Here is a 14,511-nt window from a genome sequence, read left to right as displayed (position 1 = left end):
GTCGCACGGCCTCAGCCGGCCTGACCGGGCGTTATGATCTGAAATGAGCCGTCATCGAATTTCACAAAGCACGACGCGCTGTTGAGCGGTGGCAAAGTGGTTGTTCGCGTTGCGGGCACGCGTGATTTCACGTTCTGTTTGCACGGCGGCAGGCTTACGGGTCGAAACCCTTTCTGTGCCATGCATTGCGCTTCGACCGTGTTGCGCAGGCCCTGATTCACATCCACGGTATAAACACGGCCGGGCTGCCACCAGCCGGGTGATTGATAGCAACGACCCCTGCCATCGCAATATGTGCGCCCCGGCCAATAGGTTGGCGGGCTTTGGCGGATCTGATTGGCTACCGGCACTTCCTTGACCGCCTTCAGCTGGCACTGAGTGGTCTCTTTTTGCAGGCGCGATACGGTTTCACCTTCGCGGTAGTACAGCGAAAGTGGTCCGCAAGAAGACAGCACCATCAAAGGTAACAGCATAGGAAACAGCGTTTTCATATGCTTATCATGCCGCAGCCGGGCTGCGATGACAATTCAATTGACCGCTCTGGGGGCATCTGTCATTCAATCCTTTCAGGCAGAAGGGCCAGAAGCATGAAGGTCATTATTTGCGGTGCGGGTCAGGTCGGCTGGCAGATCGCGCGGCATCTTTCGGGCGAGCTGAACGATGTTACCGTCGTGGACAACAATCCCGACCTTGTAAGGCGGGCGACTGAAACGCTTGATGTGCAGGGGATCGCCGGGTTTGCAAGTTATCCGGACGTGCTGGAACGGGCAGGGGCCCGTGACGCTGACATGATCATTGCCGCCACCCATTCGGATGAGGTGAACATGGTCACCTGCCAGATGGCGCACTCGGTCTTTTCGATCCAGCGCAAGATCGCGCGCCTGCGGTCGAAATCCTATCTCGAGGCGATCCACTCGGATCTGTACCGTCGTGATCATCTGCCGATTGATGTGGTGATCAGCCCCGAACGCGAAGTTGCCGCCGCCGCCATGCGCCGCCTGTCTGCCCCATCCGCCTTTGACACCGAGATTTTCATGGACGGCAAGGCGCAGCTGCTTGGAGTGCGGGTGGAAGAGGATTGCCCGATCGTCAATACGCCGTTGCGGCAGCTGACGGATCTGTTCTCGACCCTCAGTTCCATTGTGGTTGGGGTGCGGCGCGAAGGCACGCTGTTTGCGCCCGAGTCCGAAGATCAGCTGTTCGTGGGCGATGAATGCTATGTCTTCACCAACGTCAAGGACGTGGATCGCACCATGGAGGTGTTCGGCAAAGCGCAAAAACGGCAGGATCGCGTGGTGATCGTGGGCGGCGGAAATGTCGGGCTGGAAGTGGCCAGAACGCTGGAAGAACGCGAAAGCCGCGTGCGGGCCAAGATCATCGAGCGCGACCGCCATTGTGCTGAACTCGCCGCCGAAGCTCTGGAACGGACGATCGTGCTGCATGGCGACGGGCTGGATGCCGGGTTGCTGAGCGAGGCGGGGATCGAACGGGCCGATGCGATGCTGGCAGTTACGGATGACGACCGTACGAACATGCTGGCTGCGGTGCGTGCCAAGGCCGAAGGGTGCGCTCTGGCGATTGCATTGATCAACGACCCCAGCATGGTGGCCCTGATGGGGCCTTTGGGGATCGATGCTTATATCAATCCGCGGGCCACGACCGTCAGCTCGATCCTGCGGCACATCCGGCATGGACGGGTGCGTCAGGTCTATTCAATCGGGGACGCCGAGGCCGAAGTGATCGAGGCCGAGGTTCTGTCGACCTCGCCTATGGCCGGGCAACGTCTGCGCGATATCGACTTCCCCGAGGGGGTGCTTGTGGGCGCGGTCCGCAAGGGAGACGAGGTTCTGCGACCGACAGGCAGCCTGCGGATCGATGAAAAAGATGTGGTCGCAATCTTTGCCATGGCCAAGGACGTGCCAGAGGTTGAACGCCTGATGCAGGTTTCAATCGATTTCTTCTGATGGCGCATGCAGGGACACAACAGGTTGGATTGTTGCGGCGGTTGCCGTTGTTCCTGCTGATCTGGGGCATTGCATCCCTGACCATGTGGATTCCGGCGATCTATGCATTGGCTCTGGACGATCACGACACGTCACGATCCTTTCTGTATTCCGGGATCCTGGGCTTGTTTCTGGTAGCCACCATCGCGATGGCGTCCTCCAACCGCATACCCCGGCGCGGCACGTTGGGGCAGCTGGCGGTGATGCTGGCCTGTTTCACGCTGCTGCCCATATTTCTTGCGATCCCATTTCACGACGCGCTTGGTACGACCACCTTTCTGAACGCCTATTTCGATATGGTCAGCTCTCTGACGACCACGGGGGCGGACCTGTTTCCGGATCCGGCCCGCCTGACGGCCCCGTTGCATTTGTGGCGCGCCATGGTCGGTTGGATGGGCGGCCTGCTGATGTGGATCGCCGCTGCGGCGATCCTTGCGCCGCTGTCGCTTGGCGGGTTCGAGGTCACTGCCAAAGGCCAGCCGGGGCGCCCGGTGTCAGGGGTGGCGCAGAGCGAACGCGTGGACCCGCGTGGCCGTCTGATCCGTGTCGCCAGGACCCTGACGCCAGTCTATGTCGGGCTGACGACCGTGATCTGGGTTCTTCTGTTGATCGCCGGTGAAGTCGGTCTGACGGCGGTGTGCCATGCGATGGCAGTGATGGCCACGTCCGGCATCTCTCCTGTCGGGGGCATGGAAGGGGCGCAGGCCGGGTTTACGGGCGAAGCCATCCTGTTTCTGTTCCTGTTCTTTGCTCTCTCGCGTCTGACTTTTTCGAAGGATACCGCGACAACAGGCTATTCCCGTCTGGATACGGACCCCGAGTTTCGTATTGGTCTGATGATTGTCCTGGGCGTCGCAATCCTGTTGTTCTTCCGGGTTGTCGCGGGCGTGACGGAAATCGGTGGTCAAATGGAACCATTGCAGGCCTTGCAGGTCATCTGGGGGATGCTGTTCACCGTTCTGGCTTTCCTGACGACGGCCGGTTTCGAAAGCGCGAACTGGAACGACGCACAGCAACTGTCGGGTTTGGGAACGCCCGGTTTGCTGTTGATGGGGCTGGCATTGATCGGCGGCGGGGTCGCGACGACAGCCGGAGGGGTCAAGCTGTTGCGGGTCTTCGCGCTTTATCTGAATGGCGCACGAGAGATCGACCGCCTGATCTATCCCTCATCCGTCAGCGGTGCAGGGGGGGGCAATCGCCGCATTCAAAGCGATGGTGCGTTCATCGCCTGGATCTTTCTGATGCTCTTTGCGCTGACCCTTGCGGTCTTCAACCTTCTGCTTGCGGCGATGGGGTCCGGGTTCGAACAGGCCATGGTGCTCAGCGTGGCCACGCTCAGCACGACGGGGCCGTTGATCGAGTTGGCCACGGACGTTCCAATTCGCCTGATCGATCTTTCTGCCAGCGCCAAGCTGACGCTGTGCGCGGCCATGGTCATCGGGCGTCTGGAAACGCTGGCGATCATCGCCCTGATCACCCCGTCGCTTTGGCGGGATTGAGCCGGGCACATCGTGCGGCGGCTAACGCCTGATTTTTCATCTGGAATATCTGTGCGTAGCACTCCATACTCTGCCGGAGGGAGCGCGTTGGTCCGCAGCGCGTAGCAAGAACAATGGCGAGATTATAAAAATATGGCTTCGGACAGACAGAATCTTCAGGATGCCTTCCTGAACAATGTACGGAAAGCTAAGGTTCCGGTCACGATTTTCCTGATCAACGGTGTGAAATTGCAGGGTGTCATCACCTGGTTCGACAATTTCTGCGTATTGTTGCGCCGCGACGGACAGTCGCAGCTGGTCTACAAACACGCGATTTCGACCATCATGCCGTCACAGCCGATCAACCTGTATGAGGGCGAAGACGCCTCTTGATGGAACATGAGCGGGCGCGCACCCGGGCCTGGGTGCTGCATCCCGAAATCAAATCAGATGAACAGCGCCGTGTCCCCGAACCGGCGCTGGAAGAGGCGGTGGCACTGGCCGCCGCATTGCCCGATCTGGACGTGATCGGATCAGAAATCGTGCGACTTCAACGCGCGCAGGCCGGGTATTTGTTCGGCAGCGGCAAGATTGAAGAACTTGGTGCGCGTTTTCGCGACAACGAGGTTGAGCTGGTTCTGATCGACGGGCCGGTGACCCCGGTGCAGCAGCGCAATCTGGAAAAGGCGTGGAAGGTCAAGATCCTCGATCGGACCGGGTTGATCCTAGAGATTTTCAGCGATCGCGCCCGCACGCGGGAAGGGGTATTGCAGGTCGAGATGGCCGCGCTAAGCTATCAGCGGACGCGACTGGTACGGGCGTGGACTCACCTTGAACGTCAGCGCGGTGGTTTGGGATTTGTCGGCGGACCCGGCGAAACCCAGATCGAAGCCGACCGCCGCGCCATTGACGAGCAATTGGTGCGCTTGCGGCGGCAGTTGCAGAAGGTGGTCAAGACCCGGACACTGCACCGGGCCGCCCGGGCCAAGGTGCCTTATCCAATCGTCGCACTCGTCGGGTATACGAACGCAGGGAAATCGACGCTGTTCAATCACCTGACTGGGGCCGAAGTGATGGCCAAGGACATGCTGTTCGCCACACTGGATCCGACCATGCGCCGCGTACAGTTGCCCGACGGCCCCGAAGTGATCCTGTCGGACACGGTGGGCTTTATCTCGAACCTCCCGACCGAGCTTGTGGCGGCTTTCCGGGCGACGCTGGAAGAAGTCCTGGGGGCCGACCTGATCGTCCATGTGCGTGATATCAGCCACGAGGAAACCGAGGCGCAGGCGCAGGATGTCGAGGCGATCCTGACCTCGCTGGGCGTCGACGAAGAGAGGCCCCGGCTTGAGGTCTGGAACAAGATAGATCTGCTGAGCGCTGATGAACGCGAGGCGACATTAGCGCGGGCGGACCGAGATCCTGAGATATTTGCGATTTCGGCTGTGACCGGGGAAGGCATCGCACCTTTGCTGACCGAGATCGCGATGCATCTGCAAGGTGCACGCCGTGAGGCGGTATTGGATCTGTCTTTCTCGGACGGGGACAAGCGGGCCTGGTTGTTCCGGCAGGATGTGGTGCGCACAGAAGAACAGACCGATGACGGTTTCCGCATCACGGTATTGTGGACCGATAAACAGGCGGCTCAGTTCGAGGCGCTGAAGAATTAGCGATGGGGCCGGATATGTCCGACAAGCCGGACCAAAGAGTGTTCCTGACCGGCCATATCGATGTGCCTGTGGACCGGCTGGAAGAGGTGCGCGCGGCGTTGCCGGACCATGTGAAACTGACCCGTGCGGAACAGGGCTGCATATCCTTTGACGTGATCGAGGATCAGACCTGTCCGGGTCGGTTCAACGTGTCAGAAGTATTTGCAGATCAGCAGGCTTTCGATGCACATCAGGCCCGGACACGGGCGTCTGACTGGTCGCGGGTCACTCAGGGGATACCGCGGGACTACAGGATAGAACGCGCATCCAGTGGACGTTGAGTCAGGCCCCGTCAATCTGCCGTTGATGGTCATCGGCGTCGAACCAGCCCGATGATGATTGTACAAGGTAATCTGACGTCAGTTCCCACTCTTCCCAGCCGCGCGCTATGACGTGATTGCCGGTTACGGAATGGTGCCCTTCGCGGGTCCAGACAAATATGGCATGAGATCCGGCCCATCGCATCATGTCGCAACGCAGCTCAAGATCCGGAAAATCCGCGTAAAAACTCCGGGCCATGTCGGCGATCGCCACGCGCCCCTCGATCGGGTCGCCCCGGTTGATGGTGACCTGCCCGTTTGACGCGAAGAAGCCGGCAACCGCGTCGGGGTCACCCGAGCTCCAGGCTATTGCGTAGTCTCGCGCGAGGTTATTCAGAGTATCCCGAATGCTGGCCATACTCGCCCCCTTTTGGTCCCACATGATCGGTGCCGTTATGTTAGGCGAATAAAGCTGTCGGTGCCACGATGCCCCCGCGAACAGGGCGGGGACTTGCCGAATAGGCGGATTATCGCGGGATCAGATTGGTAACCCCGACAGCCGCAGCGCGGGCCAGATCAAGATCCAGTGACATGGGTATGTATTCTCCACGCCGCCACAGCTGCGCCTGATCGTCATAGTAACGCGACAGGAAATGACCCGATTGCCCGGTCGCCGTAATGAAGACCGAGCTGTTGGGGTCGGCAAAGTCATAAACCCCGCGATACCCGGCGCCGTGCACATTCTGGAACGGATCAGGCCCTTCGCCCGATGTTCGGCCACGCAGCAATGTGTTGTCGCCGCCGCTGGTCGATTGGCGAATGTTCACAAAAAAACGCAATATCGGGACAGAGCCCAGCACGGGGTGATCATGCGTTGCCTGATGCGCGTCGCCCCAACGCAGGGATTCAAGTGCGCTGCCATATCGTTCAGAGATCCAGATCAGCGCGTCGTCCAGCGCAAGCCGTGCCATCTCGGTGCATGTCTCGAACGGTGCGCTTTGGATCACGTCGCACCAGACACCCGCGCCGTCAATGTCGCGGTAGACTCGTTCGATGAACAGCGGTTCGACATGTTTGTATTCGCTGGCCAAAGGCCCAAGCTCGTCCGAAATCAGCCGGATTTGCAGCGCACGCAGCCAGGCCGCATAGATCAACGGCTCGGGCAGGTGTTCGTTCATCTCACCGTTCCAGTCCGCCAGCAGCGACAGCGCGATCTGGCGCTGGCGCTCCGGCGTTCCTTCGGGGGCCGAAGCCCCGGTGAACCACAGATCGGCACCGATCAGCGGCAGCAGAGACCGTGCGGTAAAGCTGACCGTGTCCAGCTGCGCCTCGATAAAGCTGTCGCGGGTATGCACCTCGCGCGATTGCATCAGGCGTTCCCAGCGATGCACGCGCTGCGTATCGCCCCATTCATACGAGACGTGATCCGGGAACGGGCGGTCTAAGATCTTGTTGTTCGTGTTGCCCAGAACACCGCCGACGGGGGCCACGAATTCCGGGTTGCCGGCATAGGGCAGGCGGCCTTGCCAGCGATTGGCCTCGATCCAGCCGGGCGAGGGGATGCGCCCCCGGCTTTGGTTTAGCGGATCACGCCGAGGCATGGCGCCGATCAGCTTCATCCCGATGGTCGTCTTGTCGACCAGCGACAGGTTCTGAGAAGGCGCGATGAACTGCTCACCGACCGCGATGGCCTGCTCCACGTTGTCGGCGTTCATCAGCGCCATGGACGCCGACATCGACGTGTCCCGCGGGCTGAGCGCCGTCCAGGACAGCGACGCCACATGGCCCGGCGGCGTGATCGTTTCCAGCTTGTAATCCGTGCCCGGCAGCACTGGCCCATTGTCTGTCCAGCGCAGGGTCAGCGTAACCGGAGCTTCCCCCTTGATCTCGATGATCGAAGGGCGGGTCTGGAATTCCTTGAAGCCGGTCGGGGTCAGGTATTCCTCGGGGTTGTCAGGATTCAGTTGCTCGATATGTACGTCCTGATCGTCAAGATACGAGGATGTAAGCCCCCATCCCAGCCGGTCGCTGCGTCCGGTCATGATGGCGGGCACACCGGGGATCGAGGCCCCGATGACACCGCCTTTTTCCAATCCGAGATGTGCCAGGTACCAAATCCCGGGCGCAGTGAAACCCAAATGAGGGTCGTTGGCCAACAGGGTTCCGCCACTTGCAGAACGTGACGGCGCGGCGGTCCAGGCGTTTGAAGCTCCGGCCAGACCACGTTTGGGAAGGGGCGAAAGAGGTGTGTCGGGAATGTCCGTTCCCGCCGCATACCGCGGAAGATTTGGGAACAGGGTGGCATATTCCGGCAACGCCGCGATCCCGGGTCCGGGAACGTCGGGCAGGATATCGGCCAGACGCTCGGGGTTGTTCAGCATCAGGGACGTGCGCGCACGCAGAACTTCATCGGTCAGGTGGCCTGACAGTTGCAGCGCCATCAGCTTGATCATCGCGATACTGTCACCCGGTTGCCAGGGTGAGACCGTGGCGTTGAACAGGAACATCTCGGGTGCGCCGCGACCCAGCGCCTCTTCGTTGATCTCGGTCAGGCGGGCATTGACCCCGGCGGAATAGGCGCGCAGGGCGGCCTTGGTATAATCGTCCTGCGCCTCGACCGAGCGGTGGGCCAGCCCGTAAAGGTCCAGTCTGCGCAGCAGCTTGTCGATGTGAAGCGTGCGCGGGCCAAAGACCTCGGACAGTCGGCCTTGCGCGGTACGGCGCATGACCGTCATCTGCCACAGTCGATCCTGTGCATGGGCATATCCCAATCCAAAGAACACATCGGGATCGGTCTGGCCCAGAATATGCGGCACGTTGGCGGTGTCGCGTACGATTTCAACCGGGGCGGTCAGGCCGTCGACCTCAAGCGTTTGGTCATAGTCCGGCAGGGATTGGCTGGCCAGAAAATAGACAAGGCCCATGGCGGCGAGGATCAGAATGATCAGACCCGACGCGATGCGCACTAGCCAGCGGAAAACAAGACCCATTACTGCCCCAGATTCTTATTCAGATGAAGGTTGGGCAAAGACTAGAGGATGGTCGGTCCGACCGAAAGAGGAACGCGGCAAGAACCTGCGTGGAAAGGGTTGAAATCAAATGCCCTGCCGCAGTGTTGTTCTGCGACGGGGCCGTGTGTGGGGGAAGTGGTAATCCGGGTTATGGGATGATGCGGGTGTATTTCGTACCTTCGACGGTCGCGCCGAATTTAAGACCGGCCTGGCCGAAGACCACCGCCAGCACCGGCGAACGCAGTGTTGTCGTGTCCGTGGACAAGGAATTCCCGGTTGCGTCAACCACATATCCGATATCGGCACCGGCGGTCCATCCGCTGGAACGGCGGAAATCGTTCAGCGCATCTTCGGTCATGAAGAACAGGATATGCGCATATTGCTGCGCACCGATTTGCAGACCTGCGGTTCCGGAAATTGCAGAATAGTAATCGACCGTGGCGCCGTTGATGCGCAGCGCGCCTTGGCCGTAGGCACCGCCAAAGAAGATCAATCCGGCGTCGGTGATCAGGGGCATAACCAACATGCCGTTGGCTTTGTTCGCGATTTCCACGGTGTTGGGGTACCGGCTGTACATTTCGGTCAGCGTGGCATCGACGCGGGCATCGATCGTGGCCGAATTTGAGTTGCCGACGCCGTTGCCACAGGCAGCGGTCAGGGACAGGCCTGCCATGCCCAAGGCAAAGCCGCGACGGTTCAGTCGGGGGGAGTTGGAACTGCTCATGGTTGTTTTCTCTGTAACTGTGCCTGATATGTCGGGTGATCCCGATCTTGACGGCAAGGATACGCCGATTAGGGCGTTGTGTCACGGGAAAGCTGCCCGCTCAAGGGGGCTTGTCGGCGAAAAGTTGCGACTCTTCGGGGTTTTAGCCCTGCAGGATCCGGGCAACCTGAGGCGAGAAATAGGTCAGGATACCGTCGCACCCGGCGCGCTTGAAGGCCAGCAGGCTTTCTAGCATCGCCTTTTCTCCGTCGATCCAGCCATTCTGGGCGGCCGCCTGGATCATCGCGTATTCCCCCGATACCTGATAGGCATAGGTGGGCGCACCAAAGCAGTCTTTCACACGACGGCAGATATCCAGATAGGGCATTCCGGGTTTGATCATTACCATGTCCGCGCCTTCGGTCAGATCGCGTTCGATCAGGCGCAGGGCTTCGTTCGAGTTGGCCGGGTCCATCTGATAGGTTTTCTTGTCGCCGGTCAGCGCGCCCGAGGCGCCGACGGCGTCGCGGAAGGGGCCGTAAAAAGCGCTGGCGTATTTCGCGGCATAGCTGAGGATCATCACGTTGTGATGCCCGGCGCCTTCCAATGCGCGGCGCATTTCCCCGATCCGGCCGTCCATCATATCCGACGGTCCGATGATGTCGGCACCGGCATCGGCCTGGGCAAGGGTCATCTTGACCAACGCTTCGATGGTCTGATCATTCACGATCTCGCCGTCGACGACATAACCGTCATGACCATTGATATTGTACGGGTCCAGCGCCACGTCCGTCATCACCGCGATGTCGGGGGCTGCCGCCTTGATCGCCCGGATGGCCCGGTTCGACAGGTTGTCGGGGTTCCAGGCTTCGGCGCAGTCTTCGGTCTTGAGCGCGGAATCCGTGTAGGGAAAGATGCATATCGCCGGGATTCCAAGCGCTTGCGCTTCGACGGCCGCTTTTGCAATCAGATCCACCGACCGGCGAACCACGCCCGGCATCGAGGGAACGGGTTCTTCAACCCCTTCGCCGTCGCGGACGAAAACGGGCCAGATCAGGTCGTCCGTGGTCAAGACATTCTCGCGCACAAGTCCGCGGATTGCCCGGGATTGACGGGCACGCCGAAAGCGGGTCATGGGATAGGGGGCAACGGTCGGTTTCATGGCGCGTTCTCCTTGAACATTCGTGCATTGGGTGGCATGAATTCACAAAGGTCTCAAGGGTATCAATGGACGCGGCAGCGTGGCCGAACCTCCCTGAGTGGTTTGAATAAAGGGTTGGGTTTGGACTGGTACTCTTCGATCTTTGAAGTCATCGACATGCGCAGCTTTTCGAATCTCTGGTTCTGGATCGTGCTGGCGGTTGTCTGGTCTTCGGCGAGTCACTGGGTAATGGGCATTCCCTACGATCTGGTGGTACGTGCCCGACGCATTGGCGGGCAGGTCGAGATCGACCTTCTGGACATCGTTCGCATACACACCAACCGGATACTTTTGATCGTCGACATGTCAGGAACCATCCTGTTGGCGTTCGGAAGTTTTTTGTTCACCGGACTGGCCACGCTGGGGTTCTATTACGGCGTCGAGTTCGCGCAGGCCGTGTTCCTTCTTCTGTTTCCATTGACGCTTGTTCTGCTGGTGAACATCGTGCATGCACGACGGTTGCGGCGGCAGGAACTGACGCTCGACTCGGTTTCGAAAACCATTGCGCGCTGTCGGCTCTATACCCAGATCATAGGCATGATCTCGATACTGGTCACTTCGTTCTGGGGCATGTATCAGAACATCTCGATTGGCGTTCTGGGATAGCAAAATCTGAAAGGCGAGGCGATGAAGGCTCCGAACCACGTGACAGTTGGCGGCGCCCCCGAAGGGTTTGACGCGCAGCTTGTGCTGAACGAAATCGCCCGCAGCAACGGGCCGGTGGCCCATGTCGCGCGAGATGACAAGCGGATGGAGGCGATGCGCGCCGCGCTGGCTTTCTTTGCCCCCGACATGCCGGTCTTCGTGTTTCCGGGCTGGGATTGTCTGCCCTATGACCGGGTGTCCCCCAATGCGGATATCTCGGCGGCCCGCGTTGCCACGCTGGCGGCGCTGGTTCACCAGATGCCGCAGAAATTCGTGTTGTTGACAACATTGAATGCGGCTACCCAACGCGTCCCGGCGCGAGACGTGTTGCGCGAAGCGGCGTTTACCGCCCGCGTCGATCAGCGCATTGACGAGACCGCGCTGCGCAACTTCCTGGTGCGCATGGGCTTCACGCAAAGCCCCACCGTGATGGAGCCGGGCGATTATGCCATTCGCGGCGGTATCATCGACATCTTCCCTCCGGGTGAATCGGGCCCCGTCCGTCTGGACCTGTTCGGAGATGTACTGGACGGCGCGCGCCGTTTTGATCCCGTGTCTCAGCGCACGACCGAAAAGCTGGACGTGGTCGAACTTGCTCCGGTGTCCGAGGTCATTCTGGATGATGCGGCTATCACGCGGTTCCGCCAGAACTATCGGATCGAATTCGGCGCTGCCGGAACCGATGATCCGCTTTACGAGGCGGTAAGCGCCGGTCGCAAGCATCAGGGCATCGAACATTGGCTGCCCTTCTTCCACGAGAGGCTTGAAACGTTGTTTGATTATCTGCCGGATGCCACGATCACTGTCGATGATCAGGTTACACCGGCCAGACTGGCCCGATGGGAGACGATTGCCGATCAATATGAGACCCGGCGTCTGGCGCTGGAAAACCGATCCCGTATGGATACGGTCTACAAACCCACTCCTCCGGGGCTGCTGTATCTGGATGATGCCGCGTGGGAGGCGGCCGTCGGGGATCGGCGTGTCATGCAGTTCAGCCCCTTGCCGCAGGCGTCGGGCCCGGGTGTCATCGATGCGGGCGGGCGGATCGGGCGCAACTTTGCCCCCGAACGTCAGCAGGAAAGCATCAGCCTGTTCGGTGCTTTGGCCAGCCACATCACCGCCAGGCTCGACAAAGGTCCGGTGCTGATCGCGTCCTATTCGGAAGGTGCGCGCGAACGTCTGACCGGCCTGATCGAGGATGAAGGTCTGGCCGAAGCGATTCCGATAACAAATGGCACGCGTATCGGAAAGCGCGGCCTGCATCTTGCCGTCTGGGCGCTGGAACACGGTTTTGAGACCCCCGACCTGACGGTGATCGCTGAACAGGATGTTCTGGGCGACAGGCTGATCCGCCAACCCAAGAAGCGCCGCAAGGCCGAGAATTTCCTGACCGAGACCCAATCCCTCAGCCCCGGTGATCTGGTGGTGCATGTGGATCACGGGATCGGTCGTTACATGGGAATGGAGGTCGTCACGGCCGCCGGAGCCGCCCATGAATGCCTGCTGCTGGAATATGCCGAGCAGGCAAAGCTGTACCTGCCGGTCGAAAACATCGAACTGCTGTCGAAATACGGCCATGACGAAGGGCTTTTGGATCGACTTGGCGGCGGCGCCTGGCAGGCCAAGAAGGCCAAGCTGAAAGAACGCATCCGCGAGATGGCCGACAAGCTGATCCGCATCGCGGCGGAACGTGCTTTGCGAAAAGCCCCCGTGATGGACCCTCCGCCGCACGCGTGGGAGGAGTTCAGCGCCCGTTTTCCCTATCAGGAAACCGATGATCAGTTGCGCGCCATCTCGGATGTAATGGAGGATATGCACTCGGGCGCGCCGATGGACCGGCTGATCTGTGGCGACGTCGGTTTTGGCAAGACCGAGGTGGCGATGCGCGCCGCCTTTGTCGCTGCCATGTCCGGCGTGCAGGTTGCGGTCGTGGCTCCGACAACATTGCTGGCCCGCCAGCATGCCGCAAGCTTCAGGGAACGGTTCCGCGGTTTTCCTCTGGAGGTTCGGCAATTGTCGCGCTTTGTCTCGGCGAAAGAGGCCCAGAAAACCCGCGACGGTTTGGCTCGCGGTACGGTGGATATCGTGATCGGGACCCATGCGCTGCTGGCCAAGAACATAAGGTTTCACAATCTGGGTCTGCTGGTCATCGACGAAGAACAGCATTTCGGTGTGGGGCATAAGGAACGGCTGAAGCAACTGCGCTCGGACATCCATGTTCTTACCCTGACCGCAACCCCGATTCCGCGAACCTTGCAATTGTCGCTGACCGGAGTGCGCGATCTGTCGATCATTGGCACCCCGCCTATCGACCGTCTGGCGATCAGAACCTATGTCAGCGAATTCGACGCGGTCACGATCCGAGAAGCGCTGCTGCGTGAACACTATCGCGGCGGGCAGAGTTTCTACGTCGTCCCTCGCATCTCGGACCTGCCCGAGATTGAGGAGTTCCTGAAAAGCCAACTGCCGGAACTGTCCTATGTGGTCGCACATGGCCAGATGGCGGCGGGTGAACTCGATGACCGTATGAACGCGTTTTATGACGGTAAGTATGATGTGTTGCTGGCCACGACCATTGTGGAAAGCGGATTGGACATTCCGACGGCGAACACGATGGTCGTGCACCGCGCCGATATGTTCGGTCTTGCGCAGCTCTACCAGATCCGGGGCCGGGTGGGGCGGTCCAAAACCCGCGCCTATGCCTACCTGACCACCAAACCACGGCAGAAGCTGACGGCCACTGCCGAGAAACGCCTGCGGGTTCTGGGCTCTCTGGATACGCTGGGGGCGGGGTTCACTTTGGCCTCGCAGGATTTGGACATCCGAGGCGCGGGCAATCTACTGGGCGAAGAACAGTCCGGTCAGATGCGCGATGTAGGCTATGAACTCTACCAGTCCATGCTGGAAGAGGCGATCGCCAAGATCAAAGCGGGTGAGATGGAGGGGCTGTCGGATGCTGATGACCAGTGGGCCCCGCAGATCAATCTGGGCGTGCCGGTTCTGATTCCCGAGGACTACGTGCCCGATCTGGATGTTCGTCTGGGCCTCTATCGGCGCCTGTCATCGCTGTCGACCAAGGTGGAACTGGAAGGTTTCGCCGCAGAGTTGATCGACCGTTTCGGCAAACTGCCGAAAGAGGTGAATACTCTGATGTTGGTCGTGCGCATCAAGGCCATGTGTAAACGGGCGGGCATTGCCAAGCTGGACGGAGGCCCGAAAGGCGCGACGATCCAGTTCCACAATGACAAGTTCGCATCCCCTCAGGGATTGGTCGAATTCATTCAGAACCAGCGCGGCATGGCCAAGGTCAAGGATAACAAGATCGTCGTGCGCCGGGATTGGAAGAAAGACAGCGACAAGATCAAAGGGGCCTTTGCGATTGCCCGCGACCTTGCTGAAAAAGTGGTCGCGGAAAAGAAGAAGACCAAGGCTGGCTGATGGGCAAGATGGGGCTCTGCCCCCGCTGCGCGTTCCGCGCATCTCCCCCGGGATATTTGC

At 60.1% G+C, this 14,511-nt stretch carries 12 protein-coding genes; 7 read left to right on the top strand and 5 right to left on the bottom strand.

Annotated features, from left to right (window positions below; translation table 11 throughout):
- Window positions 1-11: 11 nt before the first annotated feature.
- Window positions 12-491 (bottom strand): hypothetical protein, encoded by a 480-nt coding sequence (locus tag I9185_RS04385; RefSeq protein WP_171632096.1) that lies wholly within the window; start codon window positions 489-491, stop codon window positions 12-14.
- A gap of 96 nt (window positions 492-587) precedes the next feature.
- On the opposite strand from I9185_RS04385, the gene trkA reads away from it, so the two are divergent.
- The 5 genes from trkA to I9185_RS04360 all read left to right on the top strand — a co-directional run bounded on the left by trkA (window position 588) and on the right by I9185_RS04360 (window position 5,471).
- Window positions 588-1,964, top strand: a complete 1,377-nt coding sequence (gene trkA / locus I9185_RS04380; RefSeq protein ID WP_152458149.1) for a Trk system potassium transporter TrkA — start codon at window positions 588-590, stop codon at window positions 1,962-1,964.
- Window positions 1,964-3,502, top strand: coding sequence for a potassium transporter TrkG (locus tag I9185_RS04375; RefSeq protein ID WP_171723168.1), 1,539 nt, complete (start codon window positions 1,964-1,966; stop codon window positions 3,500-3,502). The genes trkA and I9185_RS04375 overlap by 1 nt, the downstream gene beginning before the upstream one ends.
- A 132-nt stretch (window positions 3,503-3,634) precedes the next feature.
- The gene (hfq, locus tag I9185_RS04370; RefSeq protein ID WP_005982826.1) at window positions 3,635-3,874 is read left to right on the top strand and encodes an RNA chaperone Hfq; all 240 of its coding nucleotides are present in this window, start codon (window positions 3,635-3,637) and stop codon (window positions 3,872-3,874) included.
- Entirely contained in the window at window positions 3,874-5,151 is a 1,278-nt protein-coding gene (hflX, locus tag I9185_RS04365) for a GTPase HflX (RefSeq protein ID WP_210092434.1), read from the top strand. The genes hfq and hflX overlap by 1 nt, the downstream gene beginning before the upstream one ends.
- A gap of 14 nt (window positions 5,152-5,165) precedes the next feature.
- Window positions 5,166-5,471, top strand: a complete 306-nt coding sequence (locus I9185_RS04360) for a putative quinol monooxygenase (protein WP_210092433.1) — start codon at window positions 5,166-5,168, stop codon at window positions 5,469-5,471.
- Between the two features lies 1 nt (window position 5,472).
- Here I9185_RS04360 and I9185_RS04355 read toward each other — a convergent pair whose 3' ends face one another.
- The 4 genes from I9185_RS04355 to hemB all read right to left on the bottom strand — a co-directional run bounded on the left by I9185_RS04355 (window position 5,473) and on the right by hemB (window position 10,326).
- On the bottom strand, window positions 5,473-5,868 hold the full coding sequence (locus I9185_RS04355) for a nuclear transport factor 2 family protein (RefSeq protein ID WP_171632108.1): 396 nt from the start codon (window positions 5,866-5,868) through the stop codon (window positions 5,473-5,475).
- 109 nt (window positions 5,869-5,977) lie between these two features.
- On the bottom strand, window positions 5,978-8,440 hold the full coding sequence (locus I9185_RS04350) for a penicillin acylase family protein (RefSeq protein WP_210092432.1): 2,463 nt from the start codon (window positions 8,438-8,440) through the stop codon (window positions 5,978-5,980).
- A 169-nt stretch (window positions 8,441-8,609) separates the two neighbouring features.
- On the bottom strand, window positions 8,610-9,185 hold the full coding sequence (locus I9185_RS04345; RefSeq protein WP_171362765.1) for a YSC84-related protein: 576 nt from the start codon (window positions 9,183-9,185) through the stop codon (window positions 8,610-8,612).
- A gap of 142 nt (window positions 9,186-9,327) precedes the next feature.
- The gene (hemB, locus tag I9185_RS04340; protein WP_171723173.1) at window positions 9,328-10,326 is read right to left on the bottom strand and encodes a porphobilinogen synthase; all 999 of its coding nucleotides are present in this window, start codon (window positions 10,324-10,326) and stop codon (window positions 9,328-9,330) included.
- 120 nt (window positions 10,327-10,446) lie between these two features.
- Here hemB and I9185_RS04335 point away from each other — a divergent pair, with 120 nt between their 5' ends.
- Window positions 10,447-10,971, top strand: a complete 525-nt coding sequence (locus I9185_RS04335) for a component of SufBCD complex (protein WP_170344104.1) — start codon at window positions 10,447-10,449, stop codon at window positions 10,969-10,971.
- Between the two features lie 21 nt (window positions 10,972-10,992).
- On the top strand, window positions 10,993-14,451 hold the full coding sequence (gene mfd, locus I9185_RS04330; RefSeq protein ID WP_210092431.1) for a transcription-repair coupling factor: 3,459 nt from the start codon (window positions 10,993-10,995) through the stop codon (window positions 14,449-14,451).
- The last annotated feature ends 60 nt before the right edge of the window (window positions 14,452-14,511 follow it).

The organism is Ruegeria sp. HKCCSP346 (assembly GCF_017872595.1).
In the GTDB taxonomy this organism is placed as follows: domain Bacteria; phylum Pseudomonadota; class Alphaproteobacteria; order Rhodobacterales; family Rhodobacteraceae; genus Ruegeria.
Note: the sequence above shows the minus strand (reverse complement) of the source record. Positions and strands in the feature narration are given on the sequence as shown.

Excerpts from the sequence above, each read along its gene's own strand:
- I9185_RS04385 (WP_171632096.1), bottom strand. The coding sequence starts at position 491 with ATGAAAACGCTGTTTCCTATGCTGTTACCTTTGATGGTGCTGTCTTCT.
- trkA (WP_152458149.1), top strand. The coding sequence starts at position 588 with ATGAAGGTCATTATTTGCGGTGCGGGTCAGGTCGGCTGGCAGATCGCG.
- I9185_RS04375 (WP_171723168.1), top strand. The coding sequence starts at position 1,964 with ATGGCGCATGCAGGGACACAACAGGTTGGATTGTTGCGGCGGTTGCCG.
- hfq (WP_005982826.1), top strand. The coding sequence starts at position 3,635 with ATGGCTTCGGACAGACAGAATCTTCAGGATGCCTTCCTGAACAATGTA.
- hflX (WP_210092434.1), top strand. The coding sequence starts at position 3,874 with ATGGAACATGAGCGGGCGCGCACCCGGGCCTGGGTGCTGCATCCCGAA.
- I9185_RS04360 (WP_210092433.1), top strand. The coding sequence starts at position 5,166 with ATGTCCGACAAGCCGGACCAAAGAGTGTTCCTGACCGGCCATATCGAT.
- I9185_RS04355 (WP_171632108.1), bottom strand. The coding sequence starts at position 5,868 with ATGGCCAGCATTCGGGATACTCTGAATAACCTCGCGCGAGACTACGCA.
- I9185_RS04350 (WP_210092432.1), bottom strand. The coding sequence starts at position 8,440 with ATGGGTCTTGTTTTCCGCTGGCTAGTGCGCATCGCGTCGGGTCTGATC.
- I9185_RS04345 (WP_171362765.1), bottom strand. The coding sequence starts at position 9,185 with ATGAGCAGTTCCAACTCCCCCCGACTGAACCGTCGCGGCTTTGCCTTG.
- hemB (WP_171723173.1), bottom strand. The coding sequence starts at position 10,326 with ATGAAACCGACCGTTGCCCCCTATCCCATGACCCGCTTTCGGCGTGCC.
- mfd (WP_210092431.1), top strand. The coding sequence starts at position 10,993 with ATGAAGGCTCCGAACCACGTGACAGTTGGCGGCGCCCCCGAAGGGTTT.